General features: G+C 36.3%; 11 protein-coding genes. 3 read left to right on the plus strand and 8 right to left on the minus strand.

The window, feature by feature from the left end; genetic code table 11:
- Window positions 1–191: 191 nt before the first annotated feature.
- The gene (locus tag AC1FXZ_RS21545; RefSeq protein WP_480057517.1) at window positions 192–1169 is read right to left on the minus strand and encodes a ring-cleaving dioxygenase; all 978 of its coding nucleotides are present in this window, start codon (window positions 1167–1169) and stop codon (window positions 192–194) included.
- A gap of 297 nt (window positions 1170–1466) precedes the next feature.
- On the opposite strand from AC1FXZ_RS21545, the gene AC1FXZ_RS21550 reads away from it, so the two are divergent.
- Both AC1FXZ_RS21550 and AC1FXZ_RS21555 read left to right on the plus strand, forming a co-directional pair.
- Window positions 1467–1883 (plus strand): hypothetical protein, encoded by a 417-nt coding sequence (locus AC1FXZ_RS21550; RefSeq protein WP_480057519.1) that lies wholly within the window; start codon window positions 1467–1469, stop codon window positions 1881–1883.
- A 279-nt stretch (window positions 1884–2162) separates the two neighbouring features.
- Window positions 2163–3383: an FAD-dependent oxidoreductase gene (locus AC1FXZ_RS21555; RefSeq protein ID WP_480057521.1), complete on the plus strand. Its 1221-nt coding sequence runs from the start codon at window positions 2163–2165 to the stop codon at window positions 3381–3383.
- A gap of 183 nt (window positions 3384–3566) precedes the next feature.
- Here AC1FXZ_RS21555 and AC1FXZ_RS21560 read toward each other — a convergent pair whose 3' ends face one another.
- The 4 genes from AC1FXZ_RS21560 to AC1FXZ_RS21575 form a co-directional block, all read right to left on the minus strand.
- Window positions 3567–4358, minus strand: a complete 792-nt coding sequence (locus tag AC1FXZ_RS21560; protein WP_480057523.1) for an IclR family transcriptional regulator — start codon at window positions 4356–4358, stop codon at window positions 3567–3569.
- A gap of 182 nt (window positions 4359–4540) precedes the next feature.
- Window positions 4541–6412, minus strand: a complete 1872-nt coding sequence (locus AC1FXZ_RS21565) for a TRAP transporter permease (protein ID WP_480057525.1) — start codon at window positions 6410–6412, stop codon at window positions 4541–4543.
- A gap of 103 nt (window positions 6413–6515) precedes the next feature.
- On the minus strand, window positions 6516–7517 hold the full coding sequence (locus tag AC1FXZ_RS21570) for a TAXI family TRAP transporter solute-binding subunit (RefSeq protein WP_480057527.1): 1002 nt from the start codon (window positions 7515–7517) through the stop codon (window positions 6516–6518).
- 150 nt (window positions 7518–7667) lie between these two features.
- Window positions 7668–8456, minus strand: a complete 789-nt coding sequence (locus AC1FXZ_RS21575; RefSeq protein ID WP_480057529.1) for an IclR family transcriptional regulator — start codon at window positions 8454–8456, stop codon at window positions 7668–7670.
- A gap of 363 nt (window positions 8457–8819) precedes the next feature.
- Between AC1FXZ_RS21575 and AC1FXZ_RS21580 the strand changes: the two genes are divergently transcribed.
- Entirely contained in the window at window positions 8820–9143 is a 324-nt protein-coding gene (locus AC1FXZ_RS21580) for a hypothetical protein (protein WP_480057531.1), read from the plus strand.
- 77 nt (window positions 9144–9220) lie between these two features.
- On the opposite strand, the gene AC1FXZ_RS21585 is transcribed toward AC1FXZ_RS21580, so the two are convergent.
- From AC1FXZ_RS21585 to AC1FXZ_RS21595, 3 genes are all read right to left on the minus strand, one after another.
- The gene (locus AC1FXZ_RS21585) at window positions 9221–10579 is read right to left on the minus strand and encodes a xanthine/uracil/vitamin C permease (RefSeq protein WP_480057533.1); all 1359 of its coding nucleotides are present in this window, start codon (window positions 10577–10579) and stop codon (window positions 9221–9223) included.
- Between the two features lie 370 nt (window positions 10580–10949).
- Window positions 10950–11927 carry an electron transfer flavoprotein subunit alpha/FixB family protein gene (locus AC1FXZ_RS21590; protein WP_480057535.1) on the minus strand — a complete coding sequence of 326 codons (978 nt, stop codon included), beginning with the start codon at window positions 11925–11927 and terminating at the stop codon, window positions 10950–10952.
- A gap of 86 nt (window positions 11928–12013) precedes the next feature.
- A partial coding sequence (locus tag AC1FXZ_RS21595; RefSeq protein ID WP_480057537.1) for an electron transfer flavoprotein subunit beta/FixA family protein occupies window positions 12014–12298 on the minus strand: 285 nt, incomplete at its 5' end.

Consider the following 12298-nt stretch of genomic DNA (forward strand, 5'->3'; position numbering starts at 1 on the left):
TTTCTAATTCTATTTGTTTTTCACGGATAGGACGTAACATATGGATCACCTCACGATTATTCTTATCTATATTATACTATAATTACCTGAATAATCGGATTAGTCTGCGCAAAAAAACAAGCTGTTGAGAAAACTTTCTCAACAGCCTGAAAAACCTTCCAATTAATATTTGGAAGGTTTTTCACTATCTCTTATTCTTTCACAAACTCCTTCGTACTTCTAACCGTATCAATTGGTCGAACAACTTTTTCAATATGCTCACGTTTTGATTCTAAAAATGGCGGCAACGATAACTTTTCTCCAAGCGTGTCATAAGGTTCATCCCCCATAAAACCTGGACCGTCCGTCGCAAACTCAAATAAAATTTGTGGAGCAACTCTGGCATATAGAGATTCAAAATAAAAGCGATCGACGTAACCAGACGTTTGAAATCCAAATTTAGGCAAACGCTCAATCCATTCATTTAAAACATCACGATCTTCAACACGAAATGCCACATGATGAACAGTCCCAAACCCTTGTTGCGCTGGTGGAAGTAGTACATTATGTTCTACAATAACTTGTGCACCGTTTCCCCCTTCACCTACTTCAAACAAGTGGTACGATCCCTCTTTTCCGATTTCTTCAAATAATAACACTTTTTCCATCATTTCTTTAAAATAATCAAATTGAGCAATTCGAATAAATATTGGCCCTAGTCCTGTAATTGCATATTCTAATGGGATCGGACCTTTTTTCCAAGGATTACCTGAAGGGACTCCTTCATTTAATTCATCAGATACCAACTGATATTGTTGGTCATCAAAATCAACAAATGACAGTGTCTTTTTTCCAAATTGTTCTTTAATTCCTGTATGTTTCACGTCCAAACGATCAAATCGTTCACCCCAATATTCAAGCGCCTCATCACTCGGAACACGGAAAGATGTTTTTGCGATTTCATTTGTTCCATGTGTCCCTTTTGGAATACCAGGGAAGTCAAAAAAAGTCATATCAGTCCCTGCATTTCCTTCGTCATCTGCAAAAAATAGATGATACGTTTGAATGTCGTCCTGATTCACTGTTTTTTTTACTAAACGCATCCCTAATACATATGTGAAAAATTCATAGTTTTTTTCTGCACTGCTCGTTATCGCCGTTACGTGATGAATACCTTTTAATCCTTTCATTTTATACCTCCATTAAGTATGATTCCATTGGGATAACACACTTTATCTCTAATTGAATTATCTTTAATTTGAGATAAATATATCATGAAGTAATTATTACTGTCAATCAGTTACCTTACAGATCTCAGAATAAAGATGTTAATAAACCTATAGGAATATTTTGTAATTTAAAGCGTATATTTGTCTTAACAAGCACTTTAATGAAGTTTTTTAGAAAATGAAAGCGCTTTAATTTTGTTGGACTTACGTTTATAATTATAGTAAGAAGCTACTTAATACAAAGATGAGGTGATTCAAATGAAGAAAATTTCTGGTAAGAACGTTATTGTTAGTAAACCGACACTTCGCTATATCATCCGCGCGCTACCTGATAACCATTTCAAGGTGAACTGGAAGCACCTTGAAAGTTCCAGTATTCTCAATATTCTGGATTGCCAATCAAACCAACTAAGTAAAGCAACGTTTACCAAAGGAGAAAATCTTGTCTTTCAACACTTAGATTCTTCAGATCAAAAAGTAATATCTGTATTTGAAAAAATGCTAGGAATTACATTAAATAAAAAGACATCTAAATCCTATAAATCTCTATATTTAGAAATTGATTATCACCTGATGGAACTTCATGAGTACATACAGGTTGGCGATGAGAAGAAAATTGAAGAGACAAAAGTTAAGTTAAGTAGATTAGAAGCAGAAATGAAGGAACTTGTATAGCTAGCACTATCAAATTATTTGCTTATTATCCTAAGAGGAGATAGAAAGGGGATTACAGAAATCTGTAATCCCCTTTTTCGTATGTTTTAATTTTCTGCACTGGAGATCAACAGAAACAGTAAGTTTACAAAGAACGAAAGAAATAGATTCTCCTCTTCACTCAAATATTCTAAAAATTATTGACAAAAATAAGTTAGAATGATAACCTCTACTTATAACAAATTGTTTACAACATTAACATATTGTTAATAACAATAATTAGATTAGGAGTGTTGCTTTATGAATCAAGTAGTTATTGTTGGTGCAGGCCCAGTAGGTATGACAGTTGCTGAAATTCTCGGTCAATCGGGCATAAATGTAACCGTTTTAGAAAAGAATGCAACCCTTAGTAAAGAGTGGAGAGCTTCTACTTTCCATGCAGGAACATTAGAATTACTAGAATCAACAGGATTGACCGATGAACTTTTAAAACTAGGCTTAAAAGCCGATAAAGTTCAATTTCGCGATCGTATAGAAGGTTTATATGCTGAGTTTGATTTTAGTCAATTAAAAGATGAAACTAAGTATCCATTTCGCTTACAATTACCTCAATCAACTTATGTTAAAGTTCTTGATGAGAGACTAGCAAAGCAACCCAATGTAAATATTGTCTATGAAGCTGAATTAGTAGAGTTTACTCAAGATGGAGACGGAGTAGATGTAACATACACAACTCCAGAAGGAACTCAACAAATTCGCACAAAATTCCTTTTAGGTGCAGATGGTGCTAGAAGTACAGTGAGAAAAGCTCTTAATCTAAAATTTGAAGGCTTTACGTATGAAGAGCGCTTTTTACTTGTAGGTACACCTATTCCATTTGATCAGTTCTTACCTGATATTGCGTCCATAAACTATGTTTCAGATCCAGATGAATTCCTCTTTATTTTACGAGTTCCTGAAGCATGGCGTTTATTGTATCCGGTACCAGAACATATGACTGATGAAGAAGCCCTAGCGGATGAAAGCCTTCAAAGCCAATTACAAAAAGCTTTGAAAACGGATACAGTTTTCCCAATCGTTGAACGAATGATCTATAAGGTTCACCAACGCGTGGCAGAAAGATATAGCCAAGGGCGTGTTGTGTTATTAGGTGATGCTGCTCATATTAATAGTCCAATGGGTGGGTTAGGTTTGAACAGTGGCATTCACGATGCAGTTGATTTAAGCAGAAGATTTTTACGTATTTTCGAAGATGAATCTCCAAATAGAGTAGAAGCAGAACTTGAAGCCTATAGTAATGCTCGCCGTACCGTTTCATTAAACTACGTACGACAAATCAGTGAGAAAAATACAAATGTTATGAAAGAAAAAGACCCTAACTATCGTCTTGAATTACAACAAGAATATACAAGAATAGCAAACGATCCTGTTAGAGCCAAAGAATGGATGCTCCGTTCAGCAATGATTTCGAGCGTTCGTGAACAAGGTATTGGCGAACCTCCAAAAGAGCTTTTAAAATAAGATATAAGTACGGAAAAGAGCAGATCTAGACGGAAATTGTATGATTTTCGTCTCTTCTTTTTGTGCACTATTACGTAACTGTATCGAATCATTTAACAAACTCGGCTTGATACTACAAAACAAGACTAGTGAAAAGGTATCTCCTTTTCACTAGTCTTGTTGATTTCAAATAAGTTAGTATGGTTATATCTTTTTCACCGGAGGATATTCGCCATTATACCCAAGCATTCGAGAAACTTCTATCGCTGTTTGTTTCAATTGAGTAGCTGGTGGCTTTGTTATATCGTCATTCATATTACCTGCAAGCCCTATTACACTTAGTGCTCCTGCTAAGCTACCGGATCCATAAAAAATCGGCGAACTCATCGCAAGAATTCCAGGTATTAAGCTACTTTCTGTCAACGATATGCCGGTTTGAAACATTTCGTCTACTTGTACAGCGAACTTTTTTTCATCTACCTTTCCATCAGCCACTTCTTTTTGATAAAAAGGTTCTGTTTGTTCTTTTGGTAGAAAACTCCGAAATACGATGCCAGTGGCCGTATATATTGGGACATAAGATCCTGTATCTAAACCAATATTGATTGCTCTGTTGCTTTTTTCCCACCGAAGAAAGAAAGGCCCCTTTTCTCTCCAAATACTCAAAGCAACCGTTTCATTTATTTCGTCTTTTAGTTCTAACATTTTTGGTGTCGCATGCTTCGCTAGATCAAAGCCATTTAAAGCTGCTGCTCCTAGTGAAACTAACTCTGGCCCTAGTGACCATTGAGGGTTTTCACCATGATCACGAACTAAGACCCCTAAATGCTGAAATGAATTGAGATAACGATAAATTTGGCTTTTATGAAGGCCTGTAGCTCTTGAAAGTTCAGAAAGAGTCATTTCCTCTCCTCTTTCTGCCATTATCCGCAATATTTTAAATCCTACTACAACCGATTGGTTTAACTTACTCTTTCCATTATCATTTTCTGCCAAACCTTTTCACCCTCTTTTACGAAACGCCTAATACATTGAAGGTAGCACCATAACGGAAGGTTGTCAATCTATTCCAACCTAAACAAATAGGGTTTAACTCAACTCCGATATCCATCATCACTGCCCATTACCTAGCAGTGTAGATAGCACCTTCGTGAGATAACCCCTATAGAATACTTTTATCAAACTGTTTTTTCATAATTAATTGAATTTGATGGAACTACATTCTTTGTTTGGCGATAGAAGATAAACGAAATAACGATCAAGGCAATAAGAGCTAATAATAAATGCCCACTCATTAACAACAAGGCACTTGCCATTAAAGATACCCTTTCGCCTAGTCCAAGCTTTGTTCTAAAGAAGCCGATAATCGCCGAACTAAAGATGATCACTCCTAACACCGTTAAAGCAACAACTTGAATGATCTCAAGAGTTGTCCCCTCCATTAATAAACCATTGTTAAATACAAAGCAGAACGGGATAATATATGCAGGTAAAGCGATTGTGAAACCCTTCCACCCTGTTTTATCTGGATTATCGCCGGATATCGCAGCTGCAGCGTATGACGCTAGTGCTACTGGAGGTGTTAGCATGGATATCGTACCAAAATAAAGAATAAATAAGTGTGCAGCGATCGGATTAATCCCCATCTCAATTAGCGCTGGTGCAATTAATGCTGCTAATAATATATACACAACAGTTGTCGGCATACCCATCCCCATAATTAAGGAACCAAGCATTGCAAACAACAATAAGAGAAATACGCTGTTATTTGAAAGTTCTACTAAGATCCAAGAGAATCGTGTTCCCAATCCAGTAAGAGTTAAAACTCCCATCACGATACCAGCACCCGCTGAAGCAATACAAAGCATTACTACCCCTCGTCCAGCTTGTTGAACAGCTTCAAATAATCCTTTGAATGTCAAACGGTTTTTCGGATTTAGAAAGCCACAAACAACAGCAGCAATCGTAGCACCTAACCCGGCATAGCTTGGCGAGTAACCGATAACGAGCATCCCAATCAATACAACAAACGGTATTGGATAAATCCATCCTGATTTAAATACGCTGAATAATGTTGGGATTTCAGATTTCGGAAGACCGTGTATTCCATTTTTCACAGCGTGAAAATGAACCATTGAACCAATCATTAAGAAGTAAAGAATACCTGGAATGATAGCAGCTAAAATGACATACAAATAAGGAATTTGTAAATTTTCAGCCATTAAGAAAGCTGCCGCCCCCATTACTGGAGGTAGTATTTGCCCTCCATTTGAAGCTACTGCTTCAATGGCTCCAGACATTCTTTTACTGAAACCTGATTTTTTCATGGCTGGAATCGTCACATTTCCACCTACCATTACATTCGCTACTGCACTCCCTGATACTGAACCCATAAATCCACTTGACAATACTGAAATATGTCCTGTACCTCCAGGTAGTCTTCCAGCAATCGCTTGTGACAAGCGAACCATAAAATCAGATACACCTGTCTTTTGTAAAATCGCTCCAAAAATGATAAAGATAATAACATAGCGAAACATCGTAGCTAGTGGCAGACCGTATAAACCAGATGATCCAAGGTACAGCTGACTACTAATTCTTTCAAGACTGTATCCCCTATGTCTTAAAAAATCCGGAAAAAATGTTCCCCATAAAGCATAGACAAGAAAGAAGATACAAATAATTGTAAGCCCAAGCCCAACCGTTCTTCTTAATGCTTCAAGCAAAATAACAATTGTTATAATCCCCATATATATATCTAGTGAAGTAGGCATACCTGCTCTTGCAACAATATCTGCAAAATTAATAGATAGATACAAACCAGTTACAATACTAGCCAATGCCAGCAACCAATCAATTACTTTTGTAAAAGATTTGGTTTTACTCATAGGAACTGTTAAAAAAGCATAGACAAGCACCATTGCAAGGATGATCGGCAGTAGTTTACTTTCAGACATGAAGCCTGTTGCCTGAAATGCTATTACTAGTACAGATACCATTATCGTAATCGCTGTAGCAAATCCATTCTCGATTTTCGCAATAGCCTTCATGTTAGTCACCTCTCTTATCATAAGAATGAGCTGTAATGAGCCTCGTACTAGACTGTAAAGGTCTAGTACGTTAGCTTTGACTCATCCTCAAACGATGTTAAAATTATTCTCCTATTTCATCTAAATACTTCTTCACACCGGGGTGTAACTCTCCCCCAATGAGTTCAATCTCCTCAGCAGAAGGAGCTTCTGCAATTCCCCCCATCGGGTGAACATTTCCTAATCGCTCTGTGTTTTCCATAGCTTCTTTTGTTATTTCGTAAACAAAATCCTCACTCAAATTACCGTTTAGCAATACATACATATTATCAGCTGCAGTTACACTATCAGATGATTGTCCACTATATGTTTCAGCAGGAATCTCATACTCTGTCAGTAAATCACCTAATTTATCAGGATCTAAATTAACAATCGAAATAGCTTCTCTTACACCTAGACTTTCAATAACTGGAGCAGGCAATGTCCCAAGAACTAGTGCCACATCTACTGCACCATCACCTAAAGATTCCATTGCTTCGCCCCAACCCATATACGATAAAGTAACATCACCTTCAGCTACTCCGTGGTTTTCTAAAATATCTAATGCTAGACCATTCGCAGCAGAACCAGAAGGCCCTACAGAAATTCTTTTTCCTTTTACATCTTCAATATTTGTAATACCTGAGCTTTCTTTAGTCACAAAGTGGACTATAGTAGGTGCTATATTCCATCCTAATTTCACATTTTCCATTGAACCGTTCTCGCTAAAGACGTTTTCTATTGCCGTTACGGTCGTTAACCCAATTTCCAAATCACCAGAATTCACTAAGTTGATATTAGCGACAGATCCACCTGTTTCTTCAACGTCAAATTGGGTTGAACCAAGGTTGTCCTTTAATAAATCAGCAAGACCTGTTCCATATAAAAACAATGAAGAACCTGATGATGCTGTACCAATTGTTACGAAGTCTGGAACTTCACCTTGATTTTGAGATTCAGAACCTTGATTATCTGTATCATCACTTTTTTCTGAACTTCCAGTGCTTTCTCCACCACCACAAGCAACTAGTAACATCATAATAAGTACAAACACAAAACTAAATTTCAGCATTTTAAGCGTTTTCATTTTTAAAATCCCCCTTTATATAATTAAACATAAACAAACTTTTACAATTAAAGCGTTTTCTTTTTTGGGTTTAACAAAATAACTTAATAATTATCCGAAGAGATATTTATTAATATTTTAATTTAACATTAAACATAATAACATATATGTTTATAAAGTTGAGGAGAACTCATTCTTGTACCCTAGTATGTTTGATATTTCGGCTGCCTTTCTCTTCAATTCGATAACCGGATTGGAGTTTAATGAAGTATCTAAGTAACTTTGTAAACCGATAATACTAATAGCGCCTGCAAGTTGACCAGTTCCATAAAATACCGGCGTACTTATAGCTAATATTCCAGGGATCAAACTACTATCGGTAAATGAAATTCCTGATTCCTTTACTAAGCTTACTTGTTCCTCAAACTCGCTTGGATTAATCGTTCCCTTCTCGACTTCCTTTGTATAGACAGGTAATGTTATCTCCTTTGGTAAATACGCCTGGAAAATCTTTCCTGTAGCTGTATAAATAGGAACATAAGAACCTGAATCGAGACCTATATTAACTAACTTATTGCTTTTTTCCCATCGTAAGAAAAAGGGTCCTTTCTCCCTCCAAATACTAAGAGCTACAGTTTCATTCAACGTATCACGTAATTCTAGTAATTTAGGAGTCGCTTGCTTTGAAAAGTCAAAGCTCTCAGAAGCTGCACTTCCTAATGAAATTAACTCAGGTCCTAGACACCAACTTGGTATTTCACCATGATTCCGGATCAATACACCTAGACTTTGAAATGAGTTTAAATAACGATACAACTGACTCTTATGAAGTCCAGTAGATTTAGAGAGTTCATGTAGTGTCATCGTATTTTCATCTTCTGCAATAATCCTTAAAATTTTAAATCCTACTTCAACAGATTGATTTCTCTTCGCTTTATCAAGGTTACTATTTATCGTCATTGCTACTTCACCTCAACCCCTCCCAATATTAACAATGTGTTAATGATGTAAACAAATCGTTACTAAAAAGTTATCATTTACTGTTAATACTGTCAACAATTTTCCGAAAAATTTATTAATAGTTTCAAAGCTTACGTTTCTATATAGTATTTAAAAATTAAAAGGAAAGATACTAATTTAAAACCTTCACACAGCCAAGAAACGCTTGATTCATATTTCCTTTAAAGAAATCCTAAAATTGGTATTTAGCTTTTTTTGTCGAACTCATTTACAAGGAAACAAGGGAAATTATAAGATACAGAGAGTATAAGAGACTAAATTGCATAAGTCATTATAAAAACATCAATTTTAGGGGGAATTCAAATGAATAAGAGTGCTTTAACGATATTAAGCTTGTTAGCTATCATTACAACTTGTAGCTTTGTTGTACATATTAAATCAAACAATCAAGCTCTAGCTAACAATTTATCTAAAATTGAAGGAAGAATTATGGATATTGAGGAAAACTCTTTACTCATTCTTCAAAAACCTGAAAATGCCCCTTTTAATGTTAATAAGCTATGGATAGAAGTAAAGGGACAAACAGAACACTTCTCCATAGGTCAACGTATTATGATTGAATTTGATAACAACAACTCATCTCAATTACCTGTTGTACCTATAAGCACAATTAAAATCATTAATTAATATTAAAAAGCAACGTTATAAACATTTTAAGTTTATAACGTTGCTTTTAATGTTTTTATTTCAAGCAATTGTTACCTCTAACTTGCCTTTCTTTCTTCCTTTACTTCTTCTTTCGTCCCCCATGCTTTTTCAAGAACAAAATAAAGTACTAGGCCGGCGATCAGTGCATGTGCTGCACCATAAACGGCCAACACAACAGCCATAATCATAGCAACTCCACGACCGATATTTGTTGTTACTTGTTCCATACCAAGTGTTATACACAAATAACCAGTTAAAATTAACGTGATGGATAGCGCTATAGGTAAGAATGGTTGGAAAAATGTAATAAGTGGCAATACAAAACATGCAACAAACAAGGCAATAACTAGTGTATTAGTTCCTGAATAAATGGATTGCATCGCCTTTTTTCCATAAGTGTATCGTTCTACAACAGAAGCTGTACCTGCTGTAAATATTGGTCCTGATAAACCAGGATGTGGCGCAAATAGTCCATGGATAATGTTTCTAATAAACGTAATTATATGAAGTTTTGTAATATCACTATCAATTATTTCATCTTCCCTATATTTTTTCGCTCTTTCTAAAAGAGATGTACCTACAATAATATCTCCATAGGCAATAATATAACCCATTATTGAAATTGGAATTGCCAGCATCAAGACTTCCAAACTCGGAAACCCAACAACAAACGGTGAATGATTCCACATTTCCATAAAATTAGGGACTGTAATACCCCATTCAATTGTCGGAGAGGGGTATTCTTTTGTTAACCACCCTACGAATATAGCAACAAGAATTGCCGGCATAATGCCATAATTAGCAATAAAACGAGCAATTCTACTTTTTTGATAGATCACTTTAAACGTTGGTGAGAATAAAACGAATAAACAAACAGCACCTCCAATAATTAAAGAGATTGGTGTTTCTGCCACTCTCCCACCTGGTTGAACTTCACCAATCAATGCAGCTAACCCAGCACCAATTAAAATACCTGCCTTTAGTGATTGAGAGAGTTTGTTGACAATCAGCTTTCCGAGACCGGTTATTCCAAAAATTAAAAAGATAACAGCGACTAATATTTGAACTGCCACTAATGCCTGAATTGCTTCTGGTCCTGGTTCAAAGTCACCTAGAAATAAGATGAGTAGTGGTATAATAGGTGTTAGTAAACCTGGTACAAAAGGCGAACCAAGAGCCGTTTGTATTAGCATCGTAATCTGCATTAATATCACAACAGCCAAGGCAGCATCGTAAGACATCCCCACTTGACTTTCCAAAATCGGTATGACGCTGAGACCAATTGAAAATAATACAAACCCTTGTATCAGTTCGGGTTTTTCTAACCGGTAATGCATAAATGGTAGACGGAATTTAAATGGCCCTATTGGCCAATAAGGTAATTCTTTAGGACTTTTATGTTTGTTCGAATCCACGAGTACTCCTCCTAAAAAATAATCTAAAAAAGAAAACGATTTCACTTCAAAATGCTAAACGATAGCTAACGCCACTAAAGTCTAGCTACTTTTCATCAAGCAATATGTAAGATAGCTCTATTATAAATAGTATATGATCGGAAAAACACCTACATAAAGAAGGAATCACAAGTGCTTTTACCATTATTTTGTTGGAATAACAAGAAGGTTATAAAAAATTTATATTTTTATTGTATTCTATCATTTTTCAAAACCTTTATAAAAAAAAAGGAAGTTATCTAACTTTATTGTTAGACAACTTCCTCCCTCATTCAACCTATCTTTAAAAATTCACCAGTGATCATCAAGAAACCTTTATGTTGTATTCAAACTAGCTAGTTATCGCAATCGCTTTTAATTCTTCCGTTAGAATAGGTACAATTTCAAATAAGTCCCCTACTATACCATAATCAGCAACTTCAAAAATCGGCGCCTCTGGGTCTTTGTTAATTGCCACTATGACTTTAGAATTCGACATTCCTGCTAAATGTTGAATCGCACCAGAGATTCCAATCGCAAAGTAAAGGTCCGGTGTAACAACTTTCCCTGTTTGGCCAATTTGAAGCCCATAGTCACAATACTCTGCATCACACGCACCACGTGATGCACCAACAGCACCACCAAGTAAGTCAGCAAGTTCTTGTAATGGTTCGAACCCTTCTTGGCTTTTCACCCCACGTCCACCAGCAACAATTACATTGGCTTCTGATAGATCAACACCACCTGTTGCTTTACGAACAACATCGCGAATTGCAGTTCTGAGATCCTTTAGTTCAACTGTAACTGAAGTAACCTCACCACTACGAGCAGTGTCTTGCTCTAGTGCAGCAATATTGTTTGGTCGGATCGTCGCAAAAACAATTCCTTCATTTACCTTCTTTTTTTCAAATGCTTTACCTGAATAAATAGGGCGAGTAAAGACAGCTTCTCCATTTTCCAACTCAACAGAAACTGCATCTGAAATAAGGCCAGCATTCAATTTCATTGCAAGGCGTGGTGATACATCTTTTCCAATCGATGTATGTCCTAGAATGACACCTTCAGGATTCTCAACATCAAATACTTGTAATAGCGCTTGCTGATAAGCATCTGTCGTGTAGCTTTTCAGGTCAGAGTGTTCAGCTGTAACAACACGGTTGGCCCCATACTGAATGATCGTTTCTGCTAATCCACTTACATTATCACCTAACAGAACTCCGACTACTTCACCACCGTCTGCAACTGTTTTCGCTGCTGCAATCGCTTCAAATGACACATTTCTTAACTCTCCATCTCTCACTTCTCCGATAACTAATACTTTTTTCGCCATAGTAAAGCCCTCCTATAATTCGTTAATTTAACTAGAACAATAAGGATTACATTTCGCCTCTATTATTCTATTTACCTTTTAGTCTATTAAATAACTTTCGCTTCTGATTTAAGTAAGGATACAAGCTCTTTTACTTGCGCAGCCGGTTCTCCCTCTAACACTTTACCTGCTTGTTTTTCTGGTGGTAGGAAAACATCCATCGTTGTCGTTTTCGCTTCTACATCCTCTTCCTCTAAATCTAAATCATCTAGGTCCAATGTTTCTAATGGCTTTTTCTTCGCTTTCATAATTCCTGGTAACGAAGGGTAACGTGGTTCATTTAGTCCTTGTTGTGCTGTTACAAGTACCGGGAGGGCAACTTCTACTGTTTC

It is taken from the genome of Halalkalibacter sp. HAAS-P014, from assembly GCF_056619965.1.

Coding starts and splice junctions, on each gene's coding strand:
- AC1FXZ_RS21545 (WP_480057517.1), bottom strand. CDS start 1,169: ATGAAAGGATTAAAAGGTATTCATCACGTAACGGCGATAACGAGCAGT.
- AC1FXZ_RS21575 (WP_480057529.1), bottom strand. CDS start 8,456: ATGACGATAAATAGTAACCTTGATAAAGCGAAGAGAAATCAATCTGTT.
- AC1FXZ_RS21550 (WP_480057519.1), top strand. CDS start 1,467: ATGAAGAAAATTTCTGGTAAGAACGTTATTGTTAGTAAACCGACACTT.
- AC1FXZ_RS21580 (WP_480057531.1), top strand. CDS start 8,820: ATGAATAAGAGTGCTTTAACGATATTAAGCTTGTTAGCTATCATTACA.
- AC1FXZ_RS21570 (WP_480057527.1), bottom strand. CDS start 7,517: ATGAAAACGCTTAAAATGCTGAAATTTAGTTTTGTGTTTGTACTTATT.
- AC1FXZ_RS21590 (WP_480057535.1), bottom strand. CDS start 11,927: ATGGCGAAAAAAGTATTAGTTATCGGAGAAGTGAGAGATGGAGAGTTA.
- AC1FXZ_RS21555 (WP_480057521.1), top strand. CDS start 2,163: ATGAATCAAGTAGTTATTGTTGGTGCAGGCCCAGTAGGTATGACAGTT.
- AC1FXZ_RS21565 (WP_480057525.1), bottom strand. CDS start 6,412: ATGAAGGCTATTGCGAAAATCGAGAATGGATTTGCTACAGCGATTACG.